18 protein-coding genes are annotated in these 17,136 nt (G+C 40.8%); all 18 read left to right on the forward strand.

Going from position 1 to position 17,136, the window contains the following annotated elements; genetic code table 11:
- The first annotated feature begins 1 nt into the window (after position 1).
- Entirely contained in the window at positions 2 to 778 is a 777-nt protein-coding gene (locus tag K1X76_03425; protein MBX7148111.1) for a fumarylacetoacetate hydrolase family protein, read from the forward strand.
- A 4-nt stretch (positions 779 to 782) separates the two neighbouring features.
- Positions 783 to 1,736 carry a class I SAM-dependent methyltransferase gene (locus K1X76_03430; GenBank protein MBX7148112.1) on the forward strand — a complete coding sequence of 318 codons (954 nt, stop codon included), beginning with the start codon at positions 783 to 785 and terminating at the stop codon, positions 1,734 to 1,736.
- An 8-nt stretch (positions 1,737 to 1,744) separates the two neighbouring features.
- Entirely contained in the window at positions 1,745 to 2,701 is a 957-nt protein-coding gene (locus K1X76_03435) for an NAD-dependent epimerase/dehydratase family protein (GenBank protein ID MBX7148113.1), read from the forward strand.
- A 9-nt stretch (positions 2,702 to 2,710) separates the two neighbouring features.
- Positions 2,711 to 3,472: a 3-deoxy-manno-octulosonate cytidylyltransferase gene (gene kdsB, locus K1X76_03440; protein ID MBX7148114.1), complete on the forward strand. Its 762-nt coding sequence runs from the start codon at positions 2,711 to 2,713 to the stop codon at positions 3,470 to 3,472.
- On the forward strand, positions 3,469 to 4,245 hold the full coding sequence (locus K1X76_03445) for a hypothetical protein (protein ID MBX7148115.1): 777 nt from the start codon (positions 3,469 to 3,471) through the stop codon (positions 4,243 to 4,245). Before kdsB ends, K1X76_03445 begins: the two co-directional genes overlap by 4 nt.
- Positions 4,242 to 5,315 carry a Gfo/Idh/MocA family oxidoreductase gene (locus K1X76_03450; GenBank protein ID MBX7148116.1) on the forward strand — a complete coding sequence of 358 codons (1,074 nt, stop codon included), beginning with the start codon at positions 4,242 to 4,244 and terminating at the stop codon, positions 5,313 to 5,315. Before K1X76_03445 ends, K1X76_03450 begins: the two co-directional genes overlap by 4 nt.
- Before the next feature lie 14 nt (positions 5,316 to 5,329).
- Positions 5,330 to 5,953 carry an SIS domain-containing protein gene (locus K1X76_03455; GenBank protein ID MBX7148117.1) on the forward strand — a complete coding sequence of 208 codons (624 nt, stop codon included), beginning with the start codon at positions 5,330 to 5,332 and terminating at the stop codon, positions 5,951 to 5,953.
- Positions 5,953 to 6,669 carry an SDR family oxidoreductase gene (locus K1X76_03460; protein ID MBX7148118.1) on the forward strand — a complete coding sequence of 239 codons (717 nt, stop codon included), beginning with the start codon at positions 5,953 to 5,955 and terminating at the stop codon, positions 6,667 to 6,669. Before K1X76_03455 ends, K1X76_03460 begins: the two co-directional genes overlap by 1 nt.
- Complete coding sequence (locus K1X76_03465) at positions 6,662 to 7,732, forward strand: iron-containing alcohol dehydrogenase (GenBank protein MBX7148119.1); 1,071 nt, start codon at positions 6,662 to 6,664, stop codon at positions 7,730 to 7,732. Before K1X76_03460 ends, K1X76_03465 begins: the two co-directional genes overlap by 8 nt.
- Positions 7,729 to 8,676, forward strand: coding sequence for a phosphoglycerate dehydrogenase (locus K1X76_03470; GenBank protein ID MBX7148120.1), 948 nt, complete (start codon positions 7,729 to 7,731; stop codon positions 8,674 to 8,676). The genes K1X76_03465 and K1X76_03470 overlap by 4 nt, the downstream gene beginning before the upstream one ends.
- Positions 8,677 to 10,473 (forward strand): hypothetical protein, encoded by a 1,797-nt coding sequence (locus K1X76_03475; protein ID MBX7148121.1) that lies wholly within the window; start codon positions 8,677 to 8,679, stop codon positions 10,471 to 10,473.
- 27 nt (positions 10,474 to 10,500) lie between these two features.
- Positions 10,501 to 11,235 carry a class I SAM-dependent methyltransferase gene (locus K1X76_03480; protein MBX7148122.1) on the forward strand — a complete coding sequence of 245 codons (735 nt, stop codon included), beginning with the start codon at positions 10,501 to 10,503 and terminating at the stop codon, positions 11,233 to 11,235.
- A gap of 28 nt (positions 11,236 to 11,263) precedes the next feature.
- Positions 11,264 to 12,040, forward strand: coding sequence for a glucose-1-phosphate cytidylyltransferase (gene rfbF / locus K1X76_03485; protein ID MBX7148123.1), 777 nt, complete (start codon positions 11,264 to 11,266; stop codon positions 12,038 to 12,040).
- Positions 12,040 to 13,146 (forward strand): CDP-glucose 4,6-dehydratase, encoded by a 1,107-nt coding sequence (gene rfbG / locus K1X76_03490; GenBank protein MBX7148124.1) that lies wholly within the window; start codon positions 12,040 to 12,042, stop codon positions 13,144 to 13,146. Before rfbF ends, rfbG begins: the two co-directional genes overlap by 1 nt.
- Complete coding sequence (locus K1X76_03495; GenBank protein ID MBX7148125.1) at positions 13,143 to 13,595, forward strand: dTDP-4-dehydrorhamnose 3,5-epimerase family protein; 453 nt, start codon at positions 13,143 to 13,145, stop codon at positions 13,593 to 13,595. Before rfbG ends, K1X76_03495 begins: the two co-directional genes overlap by 4 nt.
- Positions 13,596 to 13,604: 9 nt before the next feature.
- Positions 13,605 to 14,723 (forward strand): DegT/DnrJ/EryC1/StrS family aminotransferase, encoded by a 1,119-nt coding sequence (locus K1X76_03500; GenBank protein ID MBX7148126.1) that lies wholly within the window; start codon positions 13,605 to 13,607, stop codon positions 14,721 to 14,723.
- Positions 14,724 to 14,773: 50 nt separating this feature from the next.
- A complete protein-coding gene (locus tag K1X76_03505; GenBank protein ID MBX7148127.1) occupies positions 14,774 to 15,634 on the forward strand; it encodes a glycosyltransferase in 861 nt (286 codons plus the stop codon).
- Positions 15,635 to 15,782: 148 nt separating this feature from the next.
- The gene (locus K1X76_03510) at positions 15,783 to 17,129 is read left to right on the forward strand and encodes a hypothetical protein (GenBank protein MBX7148128.1); all 1,347 of its coding nucleotides are present in this window, start codon (positions 15,783 to 15,785) and stop codon (positions 17,127 to 17,129) included.
- The last annotated feature ends 7 nt before the right edge of the window (positions 17,130 to 17,136 follow it).

Consider the following 17,136-nt stretch of genomic DNA (forward strand, 5'->3'; position numbering starts at 1 on the left):
TATGAGAATTATCAGATATCAGATAAAGAATAGTGTAGTTCCTCAATTGGGCATAATTAATAATGAAGATATTTATGAGTTAAAAGGTGATGTTTTAGATGGGTCGGCTAAAGAGGGAAATAGGCTTTGTTCTCTTAAAGAAGTTAAGCTATTGGCACCATGTTTGCCCTCTAAGATAGTGTGTATGGCGATTAATTTTCCTGGGATTGATCATTACTCGCCCAATATGAAAGAGCCAATGGTATTTATTAAGCCTGGTAGTAGTATTTGTAATCCTGGAGATCCTGTTATTAATCCATTTCCCGATTTGCCTTGGTGGGGAGAAGCCGAATTGGGTGTAGTGATACGCCGTCGTATGCGTAATATTAATCCTGTTGATGTTCGTGATTTTGTTTTGGGTTTTACCATTGGGAACGATGCGTCGGTTGAAAATATTGAGGGGCGCGATCATCATTTGGCTCGTTCCAAAGCCCCGGATACTTTTTGTCCTATTGGTCCTTGGATAGATACCGATTTTGATACTCGTGATTGTATTATTGAGGCTGTTCAAAATGGAGAGGTTATTCGCCGGGGGCGTTCTTCACAACAAGTATGGCAATGGCCTCGTATTTTATCCTGGCTTTCTACCTGGATTACTTTAGAGCCATGGGATATCGTTTTAACCGGCAACCCGCCAGATACAGTGGGCATGCGATTCATTAATCATGGTGATATTTATACGGCCCGTGTTGAAGGTTTGGGAGAATTGACTAATCCATTTTTTTTAAAAGGGAGATAGTTTTATGAATGATACATGTGTTTTATGTCATAGTGAAAAATACCGGGTTTTATCCACCAAGTTACGCCACGATCGTCCTGGAACGGTTGTTGAATGCACCGATTGCGGATTAGCCAGAATACAGGGAGCTACGCACTACGCGGCTAAACTCAATGAGTTTTACAAGGAGCAGTATTCAAAGGATTATTATTCGGACGTTAAAAGCCAGCTCGATAGTCTTTTTGAATCGTTTTTGCCTGTTCAGGCTAGCCGTCTTGAAAAAGTGCTTCCTTATATCAAGAAAACAGATCGTGTTTTAGAAATAGGAAGTGGTACAGGATATTTTTTAACAGCTCTACGCCCCCAGGTGACTGAAGTGCAAGGTATTGAATTAAGTGCGCGTGAAGCAGCTTATGCCAAGGAAGTAAGAAATATCCCTACTAGCTCCCTGCCTTTTGAAGAGAGTGATTTGCCTAAAGGATATTATGATCATGTCTGTTTGTTCCATGTTTTAGAACATGCGGCTGATCCGATCCAGTTTTTAAAGGGACTTAAATCCTTTATAAAGCCTGGAGGGCGCATTCATCTTGAAATCCCTAATTTGATGGATCCTTTAGTCTGGATATTTGATGTGGAGCCTTATCGTAATTTTTACTATCAGGAGCCTCATCTCTATTATTTTAAACCTGAAACTTTATCCCGTGTGTGTGAAAAAGCCGGATATAAGATCGTTAAGATGTATCCTTTTCAGTCAACAAGTTTAATTAACAATTTAAATTGGACTTTCTTAAAAAAACCTCAGCCAAGCCGCTGGGACTGCATGCAAGCTACATTGCCCCAAGGTTCTTTAAAGGCAGATTTGCCCAAAAAAGTGGAACAAAACTTCAATGCTTTCCTTAATAACTGTAATAAGCAGTACTTTAAGTTTCTTGAAGAAAACGGCTATTCTGATATGGTTTTTGCCACTATTGAAATTTAGGAAACAACATGCAAAAAAATAAATCAGCTATCGTAACCGGGGGTGCCGGTTTTATCGGATCCCATCTTACCCGACGCCTTCTTGATGAAGGCTGGGATGTTCTTGTTATTGATAATTTATCTTCCGGACGCCGATCTAATGTTCCGGAAAAAGCCCGTTTTTTATGGCTCGATTTGGGAAGGGATGATGCCATTCTGGAGATGCCGGCTGAGCCTGTTGATGTTGTTTTTCACTTAGCCTCTCACGTGGGGCAGGAATTATCTTTTGAACGTCCTCTTTACGATTTAAAAGCCAATGGTTTGTCTACGATGACCTTATTAAACTGGTGTCTCCAAAAGAAAGTAAAGCAACTTATTTTTGCCAGTTCTATGAATGTATATGGTGAACCTGACAGTCTACCGGTAAGTGAAAGTGCTGCTATTAAACCTCCATCCCCCTATGCTGTTGGTAAAATTTCATCGGAGTATTTGTGCGCTATCTATCAAAATTTTGGAGTTAACACGACCTGTTTGAGGCTCTTTAACGTTTATGGTCCTTTGCAGGATATGCAAAACCTGATGCAGGGCATGGTGAGTATTTACATGGCCTATGTGGCCAAAAACCAGCCTCTTTTCATTCGTGGATCATTAGAGCGGTTTCGTGACTTTGTTTTTGTAGCTGATGTGGTTGACGCCTTTATGCGTTGTATGAATGAGAAGGCTTACGGGAAAATTTATAATATTTCAACGGGTCGTCAAACCTATGTTCGCGAGTTGCTCCAGGCTATTATTAAAGCATGGGGGCGTGATATGGCCGAATACCCTATTACTTACGGCGATCCCACACGCCGAGACCAGTTTGGAATATACGGCGACTCTTCTCTTATTCGCAGTGATTTAGGCTGGAACCCTTCTGTTACTTTGGAAAAGGGCATTGAAATCATGTCGGGATGGGTTAAGGAAGAATTGGTTAAAAATGGTTTTTAAAGGAGAATTATGAAAGTTGTTATTGGTATTCCTGCCCGTATGGGGGCCTCACGTTTCCCTGGAAAACCCCTGTGTAAAATTTTGAATATGCCCATGGTGGAACATGTCTACAAGCGTTCATTATTGGCCGATAAAGTAGATGAAGTATTTGTAGCCGGATGTGACGACATTGTTCGTGATGCGGTGTTGGGTTTTGGGGGTAAATTTCTTATGACAGACCCCGATATTTCGAGACCCGGCTTGCGTGTTGCCGAAGCTTGTAAACAACTTGATTTAGATGATGATGATATTGTGGTGGTGGTGCAGGGTGATGAACCTCTTGTGCATCCGGATATGATCAATTTGGCTGTTGAGCCTTTGTTGAAGGATAAAGCTGTTCAGTTAGGAACATTAGTAGCCGATGCAAATGAACAGGAATGGCTGGATCCGAATGAGGTTAAGGTGTTGGTAGATAAATACAATGATATTTTATTTATGACACGCTCACCTGTTCCGTCGAATACACGTAATGAGATAGGGCCTCGTCTTAAACAAGTGGCCATTATGCCTTTTCGTAAAAAGTTTTTGATGGCCTTTGAAGATATGGCAATGATGCCTTATGAACGTGTTGAATCCATCGAATTATTAAGAGCGATTGAGCATGGTGTAAAAGTGAGAGCAATTCGTTCCCCCTTTCAAAGTATTTCGGTAGACACTGAAAAAGACAGGCAAGAAGCTGAAGCCGCTATGAGCCAAGATCCTTTTTACCAGCAATATGGGAAGAAAAAATGAAATACACAAATAAGCTTAAAGCAAAGTTAAAATCGGGTGGACGTGTTTTTGGAACCTGGTCCATGTTGTCTTCGCCTTCGGTTGTGAATGTGATTGCCGAAACCGATCTGGATTTTGTTATTATTGATATGGAGCACGGCCCGATGAGTTTTGAGACGGCCGAAAGAGAAATTTATGCCTCCGAAGTGGGAGGGTGTACTCCTATTATCCGCTTAAGCGATCCTCAGCCTCATCATATTCTTCATGCTTTAGAAATTGGCGTTCAAAATGTGATGATGTCTCAGGTGGCAACCGCCAAGCAGGCAGAGACTTTTGTGAGAGCCTGTAAATATGCTCCCGAAGGAGACCGTGGATTGTCGCCTTTCACACGTAATCACGGATACTCAGATCGTGATCTGGCAAAAAAAATGGCTCATGCCAATGAACAAATGTTTGTAGGTGTTCTTGTTGAAGGCGAAGAAGGAATTCGTAATATTCCCGAAATCGCCAAAGTTCCTCATTTAGATATGATTTATCTGGGGGTCTATGATCTCTCTCAGGTGTATGGTGTTCCCGGCGATTTAACCCATCCTAAAGTGTTGGGGGCTTTGCGCGATCAGGTGTCTATAATTGAAAGTCATGGCCTGGTAGCGGGGTCTGTTGCCCGTGATAAAGAATATTTAAAACTTCTTCTGGATTCCGGTTTTCGTTTTGTGTCCTACCGTTGCGATAGCGCTGTTTTAAGAGACGGTTTTGAAACTGCCCTTGGCTGGTATCATGAGTTTTCAAAATGATTATTAAAAAATCTACATTACGTGTTGGGATAGCCGGATTTGGAGTGGTGGGAAAACGGCGTAAAGATTGTATCGACCGCCATCCTCAAATGGAAGTGGTAGCCGTTTGCGATCGTACGTTTAACGGGTCGGGTACTCTGGAGAACGGTGTTCGTTATCATCAAGACTACAAGCAATTACTTCAGGAAAAACTGGATGTTTTAATAGTTTGTTTAACTAATGATATTGCTGCAGAGGTGACGATTGCAGGTCTTGAATGTAACCTCCATGTTTTTTGTGAAAAGCCGCCCGGACGCAATGTTGACGATATTGTGCGGGTAAGAACTTATGAAAAAAAGAATCCCCGTCTTAAGCTGATGTATGGGTTTAACCATCGTTATCACGATTCGGTTCAGGATGCTTTAAAGATACTCAGATCAGGTCAATTGGGTCGTGTTATCAACATGCGCGGTTTGTATGGTAAAGCCAAGCTTGTTACCTTTAACCAGTCAGACTGGCGTACCAAACGTGCTATTGCAGGTGGAGGAGTATTACTCGATCAAGGAATCCATATGGTGGATTTGATGAGGCTTTTTGGAGGAGATTTTAGTGAAGTTCATAGTTTTGTTTCTAACAGTCATTGGGGATATGACGTAGAAGATAATGCTTATGCACTGATGCGTACACCTGATGGCGTTGTGGGCATGCTCAGCTCATCTGCCACTCAGTGGAGGCACCGATTTCATTTAGATATTAATTTGCAAAAAGGCAGCCTTACTTTAGGTGGTATTTTGTCGGGAACAAAAAGTTATGGTGATGAAACCTTAACGGTAATACACGCCGATCCAGATAATGATCGTGGTGATCCTAAAGAACAGATTACTCGTTATAATCGAGATCCTTCTTGGGATGAGGAAATCATTTCTTTTGCCGACTCTATTTTACATGATAAGCCTGTGCAGAGTGGAACATCTGAAGATGCCTTGCGTACCATGCAGCTGGTTTATAATATTTATTATTCTGATCCTGTTTGGCGTAAAACTTACCAGATTCCTGATCCAAATGTTTTGAGTGATGTATATAAAAAATAAAAGAGGATTGAGTTATGAATAACGTAAATAATTTATTTAAATCCGATGAAAACATCGGACAGTTTGCTAAAAAATATTTTAACTATTTAAAAGCCGTTTTGGATGGAATGGATATTGCTTCAATGGTGGCTTTGGAGGCTGAACTGGAAACCGCCAGAAATGAGGGCAGGACTATATTTGTAGCGGGCAATGGTGGATCGGCGGCAACGGCTACAACCATGGCTAATGATATTGGTTTTGATATCATTAAAAAAACAGGGGTAGACAAACCCTTTAAATTGTTTGCGTTAACGGACAACAGTTCTGTGATTACGGCCATTGCTAATGATGTGGGGTATGAAAATCTGTTCACCAGCCAGTTAAAAATACATTACAAACCAGGAGACAGATTGCTGGTGATTTCGGCCAGTGGCAATTCACCCAATGTGGTGAATGCTGTTGAATGGGTAAAATCTCACGGTGGGCGTGTTATCGGATTTTTAGGTTTTGACGGTGGTAAATTAAAAAATATGTGCGATGTGGTGATTCATGCCCCCACCATAAAAGGTGACTATGGTCCTGTTGAAGATGCTCATCTGATTATGAACCATGTTTTGGCACACTGGTTTCAATGTAAGCTGCAAAAAGGCAAGGTGTAATGCGTTTTTCGGGAAAAAAAGTACTGGTTACTGGCGCTTCTCGTGGCATTGGAAAAGCTATGGCGCTGGCGTTTAGAGCTGAGGGGGCCTATGTTATTGGAACTCATACAAAAGCAGGACAGGGTGATGCAGCTATATGCCAGGAATGGGTGAGTGCTGATTTTAGTGATCGGGACCAAATTCAGAAATGCGCTGATTTTGTAAACCAATGTGCACCCGATATTTTGATTAACAATGCAGGTATTAATAAAATAGCTCCATTTGTCGATATTACTCCCGAAGAATTTTTATTAATCCAGCAGGTTAATGTGTTTGCTCCTTTCATGTTGTGTCGTGCGGCTCTCCCTTCGATGAAAAAGAAAAAGTGGGGTCGTATTGTGAACCTTTCTTCTATTTGGGGAAAAATTAGTAAGGCTCAAAGAGCGTCTTATTCTTCCAGTAAATTTGCACTGGACGGTCTAACTACGGCTTTGGCTGCAGAGCATGCTGCAGACGGTATTGTGGCCAATTGTATCTCGCCAGGTTTTATTGATACTGAGTTGACGCGCCGGGTGTTAGGAGATGCAGGAGTGAAAGCTATTCTTCCATCCATTCCGGCGGCCCGGTTTGGACAGACAGATGAAATTGCGCGCTTGGTACTTTGGCTTTCCAGTGAAGAAAATACCTATTTATCGGGTCAGAATATTGCCATAGATGGGGGCTTTACCCGTGTCTGAAATAATCAACGTTAAATCTTACAAAGGGGTTTATTCGGTTCTTTTTCATAATCTCTTATCTCTAGGTATTGATCCTTTGCTAGAGGGTGAACCTCATTTTTTAATCGATGCCAATGTAGCTCGCTTATATAAGGATGAACTTGCCCCAATATTAAAACATCCCAATCTGATTATTATAGAAGCTATTGAAGACAATAAATCGCTGGAGCAGATTATTCCCGTTTTTAAAAAGTTGGTTGCTAACAAAGTGCGCCGCGATCATATGCTTGTTGCTATCGGTGGCGGAATTATTCAAGACATTACCTGTTTTATTGCCAGTACCTTATTGCGTGGTCTTCGCTGGCGTTTTGTTCCCACAACATTGTTGGCACAGGCCGATTCCTGTATTGGTTCAAAAAGTTCTATTAATCTTGGCGATACTAAAAATATTCTAGGTACTTTTAATCCTCCCGATCAGATTTTTATTAATACACAATTTTTAGATACTCTTGAAAAGAAAGATATTCATTCAGGCGTGGGTGAAATTATTAAAGTTCATGCCATTGATGGGAAGAAGTCTTTTAATAACCTGGCTGCCGATTTTAAAGCCTTGTTTGCCGACCGGAAAATTTTACTAAAATATATCCGGGAAGCTCTTTTGATTAAAAAAAGATTTATTGAACAGGATGAATTTGACCGGGGAATACGCAATATTTTTAATTACGGGCACAGTTTTGGGCATGCGGTTGAATCGGCTACGCGTTATGCCGTACCTCACGGTATTGCTGTAACTATGGGTATGGATATGGCTAATTTTATTTCGGTAAAACGTGGATTGATGCCTGCCGGTGAATATGAACGCATGCATGGTATTTTAAAAGAAAATTATCATGCGTTTTCTAAAACAGAAGTTTCTTTTGATGCTTTATTGTCTGCTCTCATGAAAGACAAAAAAAATACCAGCACCATGCTGGGATTAATTTTTCCTGTAGGAACCGATGCTGCTATTGAGCGTGTTCAGGTGAAGCCTGACGATCTTTTTAAAATTCAATGTCGAGAATCCCTCGCAAGTATTTCTCAATGAGTTCTTCTACAAAAGTTGCCGTTTGTTCCCGATCTTTTTCCAATAATCCTGTATTGCGTGCAGAACTTTTGGCCCATTATCCTGAGGCCAAGTTTAATGATGCGGGACTTTCATTAAACGGAGACAGCCTGGTGGAATTTTTAAAAGGATATGAAAAAGCCATTACCGCACTTGAGACTATTGACGAATCTGTTTTATCCCGCCTTCCTGAACTTAAAGTGATTAGTAAATACGGTGTGGGTTTGGATATGATTGATATGAAAGCGATGAAGGCTCATGGCAAGAGTTTGGGATGGATAGGAGGCGTTAATAAACGTTCCGTTTCCGAACTTGTTATTGCCTTTGCCATTATGATGTTGCGCCATTTGCCTTTGGCCCATCAGGAAGTTTTAAACGGTACCTGGCGGCAGCATATTGGCGGGCAATTAACGGGCAAAAAAGTGGGTATTATTGGCTGCGGCCATATCGGCAAAGATCTGGTTTATTTACTCAAGCCGTTTAATTGCGAAATTCTGGTTTATGATATTAGGGATTATGCCGATTTTTATAAAGAACATGGAATTAAAAAAGTGGATTTAAAATTTCTTTTATCTTCTGCCGATATTGTTACTCTGCACGTTCCTCTTGATGAGACAACACGCGGGATGCTGGATAAACAACATCTTTCACTTATGAAGCCGGAGGCCATCCTGATTAATGCAGCCAGAGGTGGTTTGGTGGATGAAGTTTTTTTAAAAGAAATGCTCACTAAAAAAAAAATGGCAGCTGCGGCCTTTGACGTGTTTCATATCGAGCCTCCACAGGATCAGGAACTTCTTAAGCTTCCCAATTTTTTTGCTACACCTCATCTGGGAGGCAGTGCTTGGGAAGCCATTTTAGCAATGGGTCGTGCTGCTATTGAAGGCTTAAATAATAATGCCGTTCCTGATTTACACTCCGTCTAAATGAAAGTTATTTTATGCCATGCCGATGCTCCAATAAAATGGAGTGGTGTATGGATATATGTTGGTACCCGTTATACGCGTATGAAGTATTGTGAAGCGCGCATTGGTGGTCAGAGGGTGTCATTATCAAAGGGAATTCGAGATAAATTTGAAGAAAATAGGGGTGAATTTTTAAAATGGGTTGAGGCGCAGCGCCAGGCTAATAAGGATTCACTGTACTGGTGGATGTCGCATGTGGCGGGCAGAAACAATATGGTTGCTCTTTTATTCATCCATTTTTGTCAGTTGTGTGCTTTAAACGAGCAACTAAAAAAGAAATGCCTTTCTGTCGATAAGATACTTATTGTGTGTGAAGACACGTTCTTATTGAAGTTTTTTAAGGAAAATTTAAGACTCACTTATACCGTAAGCAAAAGCATTTTAACTTGGAGAGGAACTTTTAAAGATATTTCCAGGTTTATTTACCGTACTGGGGTTAATGTAGTGAGAGAAGTGTTTCATGCTGTAAAACATGCCTGGTTTGCAAGAAAAACAAGAACTCCTCAGAAAAATCCTGCCGGACGAGCAGTCCTTGTTCATCAATGTCTTGATGATAAGGCCTTCAAAGCTGATGGCAGTATTGTGGATCGTTATTTTGCAATGTTTCCCTCATGGATTAAGAAACAAGGAAAACAGGTTTATTTTTTGCCCTGGCTTTATAATGTCCGTAAACCCTTATTTGAGGTTTATCGTTTTCTACGTCAAAATGACACTGTTGTTCCTGCCGATTACTTAACATGTACGGATTATGTGAAGAGTTTTTTTAACCATATACGTTCCGTTTTTGTAAAAATGAATCCTGTTTTAAACAGAGTGCACATTGGAGCGCTTGTTTGCCGTGAGCGCTTTGAACAACTAGTTTCTATGGCTCAAGTTCGTTTTTGGCTTTATGGGCCTGCTTTAAAACGTTGGGCACAAAATTTTGAGCATCTCACTCTTCTGGATGTTTATGAGGGCATGCCCCCGGAACATGTTCAGGTTCATGCACTTAAAGGTCATCTGAAATCGGTAAAGTTTGTGGGGTATAATCACTCTGTAGCTTCGAGAGATTTTTTAGCTTTCTGGTCGCTGCCCAGCGAGTGGGTTTCTATTATGAACCCAGATGTTGTGGTAACAAACGGAAATATAGGAAAAGAAGTTTTTTTAAAACAGGGAGTCCCGGCAGAACGTGTGCTAGCAGGTCCTGCTTTAAGACAGCAATTTTTACAAGAGCCTGATGATATAAAGAAGAAAGGACTTTTGATTTTACTGTCTTTGGATAATGACCTAAGCTCTGAAATTTTACACAAAATGGTGTCTCAGGCGCCCTTGCTTTCTTCCTTAAATGTGCCGGTAACGGTTAAACCACATCCTATGACGGGTAGAGAATCTGTTTTGGAATTGGCCGGTCTTGTTTCTTTGCCGGAGGGCTGGCGCTGGGCGGATGGAGAAATATATGATGAAATGAAAGAAGTGTCTTGTTGCGTTGCTTTGGGAACAGCCGGAGTTTATGATGTCGTGTTGGCAGGATGTGTTCTTTTGCCTTTAAGGAGTGAGCTTGGGGTGATGGAAAATTATCTGGATATTCTGCAGGATGAGTTTCCTGTTTTGCGGGCTCTTGAAGAGAACGAAATTTCGGGGCGTATTATGGAAGTTTTTGTGACCCGAAAAGATGAATTTAAAACCGCCTTTAATCTCATTCGTACTCGTGTTATGACAGGGTTTAGTCCTGTTAATGATGCCAACTTAAATATTTTTTTACAGTCATTGTCCATATAGTTTTTTTGACTCATAAATATGTATAAGATGTTTCAAAATGAATGGCAGGGAATCCAGTTTTCCGATTTTGCTGTTATCTCATCCCAAAATTTGGCTGATAGCGATTTTTATTCCAAATTTTATATAGAATTTTTTAAAAGATACCAGAATTGGAATGAGATATCACAGTCGTGGCGTGGGGTGAAAGAAGCATGCGCCGATTTTGTTATTAAAAAGTGCAAAACAGGGAAGGTTCTTTCTGTGGGTTGTGGTTTGGGTTTCATGGAGCATTATATTCGCTCCCTTAATACGGGTGTTGATTTGTATGTGCACGATGTGACCCCTCATGCATGGAAATGGGTTGGTTCTGAATTTGGGGATGATCATAAACTGTTGGGCTATATTCCCGAGTGTTTACCGAAAAGGGTTTTATTTGACCTGGTTTATCTTTCTGTTGTTGAATATGCTTTTGATACCGATTCTCTGGTTCGTTGTTTGGCAGATATTCGTTCCTGTCTTGTTCCCGGGAAGGGACAGCTGCTTATTTTTGGCTCTTTAGAAGATGTGCCGGCCTCTATGAAAGGGCATGTGATTTCTAAAGGCAGAAAAGTGAAAGCTTTTCTGAGAGCGTGTTTGGAAAAAACAGGTTTATTCCATCGTGGCCAGTTTTGGGGGTGGGGAAGGACCAGAAAAGAATTCCAAGACATCATGAATCGCGCAGGATATACAAGTTTTGAAGAAGGTTTTGTGGGAGAGCAGTATTGGATATCAGGCTCTTGCTGATGTATAAAACCCTTTATAAGGATAGATCATGAAAACAGTTATTTTATGTGGTGGATTAGGTACTCGCCTTTCTGAAGAGACCCAGATTAAACCCAAGCCCATGGTTGAAATTGGCGGACGACCTATTTTGTGGCATGTAATGAAAATATACGAACGTTACGGCTTTAAAGATTTTACTTTGGCCTTAGGCTATAAGGGAGAGGTTATTAAAGATTATTTTTTACATTATCATGCTCGTCAAAGCGATTTAACGGTTAACTTAAAAAATGGACAAGTCGATTATAAAAATCCTACCTCTGAAGATTGGCAGGTATCAATGATTGATACAGGGGCTAACACAATGACAGGGGGTCGTTTACTTCGTCTTAAAAATCATTTGAAGGCTCATGGAACTTTTATGCTTACCTATGGAGACGGAGTAGCAGATGTTGATATTGCTGCTTTGTTAAAAGCACATCGTGCCCATGGACGCTTGGCGACTGTTACGGCCGTCAGGCCTTCGGCGCGTTTTGGTGGCATTCATATGGAAAAGGGAAAAGTGACCCACTTTAAAGAAAAACCGCAGTCGGGAGAGGGCTGGATTAACGGAGGTTTTTTTGTTTTGGAACCTGGTTTTTTTGATTACTTAACTGATGATGCTACCGTTTTGGAACAATCACCTTTGGAAACTTTGGCTCAGGAAGGCCAGTTAATGGCCTATGAGCATCCTGGTTACTGGCAATGTATGGATACGGTAAGAGATAAAGAAGCCTTACAGGCAATGTGGGCAACTGGAAAAGCGCCCTGGCTAAAGGCAGGTGTATGATATTTAATGATGCATATAAAAATAAGCGTGTGTTGGTTACCGGGCACACTGGTTTTAAGGGGGGGTGGCTAACATCCTGGTTACTTAAACTGGGCGCGGAAGTTGTTGGATTTTCCAAAGATATTCCTACTCATCCGGCTATGTTTGATGAATTAAATTTATCGCAACACATGCGTCATCTTATTGCTGATGTTAGAGATCTCAATACCGTTCGTAAGGTTATCGAAGAAGAAAAACCCGACTTTGTTTTTCATCTGGCAGCTCAGGCCATTGTATCGGTTTCGTATCAAAACCCGGTAGAAACCATGACGACCAATGCCATGGGCACTATGAATATTTTGGAAGCTTTACGTTTTGCACAAAAACCATGTGTTGCTATTATGGTCACTAGCGATAAATGTTATGATAATCTTGAATGGCCATGGGGATATCGAGAAACTGATGCATTGGGAGGTAGGGACGTTTACAGTGGTTCCAAAGGAGCAGCCGAGCTGGTTATCAAATCGTACCTGTATTCATTTTTTACGAAAAACCATCCTGTGCGTATTGGGGTGGGGCGCGCCGGAAATGTTATTGGAGGCGGAGATTGGGCTAAAGACCGAATTGTTGTAGATTGCATGAGAGCCTGGAGTGAATCTAAAACTGTCGAAATCAGGAGCCCTCAATCTACACGGCCTTGGCAGCATGTGCTAGAGCCTATCAGCGGTTATCTCACTCTTGGCCACGCCTTGTTGCAAGATCATGCACTTCATGGTGAAACATTTAATTTTGGTCCTAGAGCTGAACAAAATCGTACCGTGGTTGAACTTTTGAGTGATTTGGGTCGTCATTGGGGCTTTAAATCGTCTCAGGAAGCGTACCAAATTACAGATAATATTCCTTTTCATGAAGCTGGCTTGCTCAAGCTTAATTGTGACAAGGCACTTCTTAAATTAAAGTGGGAGCCCAATCTGAATTACGATGATACGATTCGCATGATTGGTGACTGGTACAAGGCTTATTACAAGCATAATGCCGATATGTATGCTCATACCATGGATCAGATTTCTTTTTACGAAAAAGAGGGTGTAAGTAAAAAACTTGTTTGGACTAAAAGCCATAAATGACTATCCATGATCAAATAGACGGGATTGTTTTAACCCCGCTTCGACAAATTGCCGATGAGCGTGGTGCCGTTTTGCATATGTTACGTGCTGATGCAGAGGGATTTACACGCTTTGGTGAATGCTATTTTTCAGAAATTCGTCCGGGTGCCGTGAAGGCCTGGAAATGTCACCACAAGCAAACGCAAAATCTGGCGGTTCCGGTTGGACGGATTCGTCTGGTGATTTATGATGCGCGCGAACATTCCAAAAGCCACGGTCAGCTTCAGGTTATAGAGCTGGGAAGACCGGATGCTTATTCCCGCGTAAAAATTCTTCCGGGACTATGGTATGGTTTTAGCTGCATCTCTTCGGTACCGGCACTTTTGGCCAATTGTGCCGATATTCCGCATGATCCTTCGGAAAGCGAAGTAAAACCGGTGGATGATCCTTTCATTCCCTATCAGTGGTAACAATAGTTCATGACACAAAAAATAATACGTCTCTCCAAATCCTGTATAGGTCCTGAAGAAAAAAAGGCGGTTATGGAAGTATTGGATTTCGAATATCTGGGAATGGGCAGTTATGTAGAGAAATTTGAAAAGGAATTAAGTGCTTTTTTGGGGCGCCCCGCCGTGTGTGTGGTAAATGGTACGGCGGCGCTGCATCTGGCCGTTCAGGCCTGTGGGTTAAAGGCCGGTGATGAAGTTTTAGTTCCTTCACTTACCTATGTGGCGTCTTTTCAGGCTATTTCGGCTACCGGTGCCAAACCCGTTGCTTGCGATATTCATCCCGATACCTGCCTGGTAGATTTAATAGATGCCCAAAAAAGACTGACTCCTTCAACAAAAGCCATTATGCCCGTTTATTACGCAGGAGAGTCAGGCAACAGAGACGAAATTTATGCCTTTGCCCGTGAGCATCAGTTGCGCGTTATTGAAGATGCGGCTCATGCCTTTGGAAGCGTTCATGAAGGGAAACGTATTGGCAGTTTTGGTGATATTACCTGTTTTAGTTTTGACGGCATTAAAAATATTACTAGCGGAGAAGGCGGGTGTATTGTTACCGATGATGTGGATATTTTACAAAAAGTAAAAGACGCCCGTTTACTGGGTGTTGAAAAAGATTCCGAAAAAAGATTTTTGGGCCAGAGAAGCTGGGAATTTAACGTAACCCTTCAGGGCTGGCGTTATCACATGAGTAATATCATGGCGGCTATAGGCCTTGTGCAGCTTAAAAAAATGCCTCATATGGCAGCAATAAGACAAACCCTGGCCAGCCGATACGATGAATTGTTTAAAGGGCATACAAAAATAAAACTTTTAAAGCGAAGTAGCGCTGCTGTTCCCCATATTTATGTGGTTCGCATTAAAGGATTATTAGACCGCAAGGCTTTGCAAGACAAACTTTTGGCAGCAGGTATTCAAACGGGCGTTCATTATCAGCCCAACCATCTTTTAAGTCTGTATCATGATTCCAAAGCTCTTCCTTGCTCTCAAACTGAATCTCTTTTCCCCGAACTTTTAACCCTTCCTCTTCATCCCGACCTTTCTGCGGCCGACATAGACTATGTGGCCGATCAACTAAGCAAATCAGTATGACCGAACTCTCCACTTCTGCGTGTCATCACAGTCCTCTCGTAAGCGTTATCATGAACTGTTATAACGGACAAAAATATCTACGTGAGGCCATCGATAGCGTTTTGGCGCAAACTTATGAAAATTTTGAAATTATTTTTTGGGATAATCAGTCTACCGATGAGAGTGCCAGTATTTTTAAAAGCTATAGCGATTCCAGGCTGAAGTATTTTTATGCTCCCACACATACTTTTCTTTATGAAGCCCGGAATTATGCTGTTAAAAAGGCAGAAGGAGAGTTTTTTGCATTTTTAGATGTTGATGACACATGGGCTCCCCGTAAACTGGAACAACAAATACCTCTGTTTACAGCAGATTCTGAGGTAGGTTTTGTTTGTAGTAACTACTGGATTGTTCAGCAGGAAACGGGTGTAAAAAAAATATTCCGTAAAAAAAAGCTGCCCCGAGGCCGGGTGCTTAACGACTTGCTTTTAGATTATCCTGTTGGCCTTTTAACGCTTGTTTTGCGTCGCACTGCTTTTGAAAGTTTAAAGAGGGGCTGTGATCCACGTTTTCATGTTATTGGTGATATGGATTTAACGGTGCGTTTAGCCATGAGCTGGAAAATGGACAGTGTTCAGGAGCCTCTGGCCTTTTATCGCTTGCATGGTAATAATGAAGGGCAAAAACAAAAAGAACGCCAGGTCAATGAGTTTAAAGTATTCGTGGATGAATTGCAGAAAAATCCCGATGTGGCATCCTTATCAGGTTATCAAAAAATAAGTCAGGAGCTTATTTATATGCAGGGTAGATTGTATCTTTTGCGAGATGAAAAAGAAAAGATCAGGATTTGTTTAAATCAATTAAAATGGGGCCGCTATAAAATAAAATTATGGATATTGTTTGTTTTTAAGTTTTGGAGACTAGGGAGATAAATAGTATTTTAATATGAAAATACGAACGCTCGCAGTAGTTTTTTTTATTCTTTACGGCTTTGCTATCCCGTTTGCGGCTTATGATTTTTTTAATGAAAATTATGTGGCGAGTCTGGCTCTTATGGGGTCGTGTTTTGTGATCGCCCTCATGTTTTTATCGGGCAGGGTTTTTTTATTCACGATACTCATTTCATTTTATGTTTTCAAAGTTTATCTTATTCGCCCTTACGTTGATATATTTCTTCCTTATCTTGATGGTAAACAGCTGGAATATATTTATTTGAATAATTTCTTTTTTAATCCTCATGATGCGGGCATAGTTTATATAAGCTTGTTTTCTTTGTTATTAGCCTGGCTTTTAGGGACGTTACTGGTGCGTTCTAAGCCTACTGAACCTGTTTTCCCTCTGCGTATTTTTAAAAAAATTGATGCCTATATATTAAATGCAGACTGGCGTTTCTGGCTCATTTGGGTTGTTTTAACTTTTTTAAACTATAAATCGCCAAGCGAAGCCTGGGAAGGAATGATGACTGGAGAAAGTTCCGGTTCATTCGGGTATGGTCTTTTTTCACCTTATATTATCAATTTTATCTGCCTCTATGCTTTTATTCTTTTAAACTATAACAAATCTGAAAAAAGAAACTGGTTGCTTATTTTACCGGTCATTTCTTATTGCTTGCTCAATAGTGCGGGAGGCAGTCGATCGGCTGTTTTTATTGTTTTGGTCATGGCTTCAAGTTATTGGTTTTTTCTTAATTTTGAAAGAAGGCTGAGTTTTAATGATTTAAAAAAGATAACGATGGTTATTGTATTGTTACCATTGGTTATTTTTGCAGGTCTTTTTGCCCAGGTACTCAGGCCTTTATTAAGGGCAGGGGCTGATCCTGAGGTGATATGGGAAACAGCAAAGAAAGGATTTAATTTACTCGATTCGAATAATGCTATTATGAGTACAATTTTTTTTGGACTCACAGAGCTGTTACATCGACTTAGCAGTCTCCAGGCTCAATTTTTAATATTGAACGATCATTTTATCCACCCCCCTTGGGAAACTTTTAATCCTTGGAATACAGTCATGCGTATTTTTAATGATTTGATGCCGGGAGATCCTTTTTCCAACTTACTAACAATTAATCAACTTTATGATTATATTTATCATGATGCTTTGATCAATTATAATAGCGAAACTTGGGGTATTCAGGGTACTTTGTATCTTTATTTTGGGTATTGGTTTTCTCCAATAGTAGTTTTTTGTGTGGCGTGCCTTATTGCCCGATATTATCCAAAAATTTCTTTTCTTGCAAAGCATTCTCCTTCTGTCATCGTTTTCTTTATTCTTTTATTTAACGATTTGATCGAAAATGGCACTTTTGAGCGTGTTATTCCCAATGATATTGTAAGGCCCCTGGTATGTTTTTTTACGGTTTCTTTTTTTATGAGAGTTTTAAAAATTATTTTTCCGTCAAAATTAAAGCGCTTGCGGGAAACCCGCTGATTCTATT

The organism is bacterium (assembly GCA_019695305.1).
Lineage (GTDB): Bacteria > UBA10199 > UBA10199 > UBA10199 > JAIBAG01 > JAIBAG01.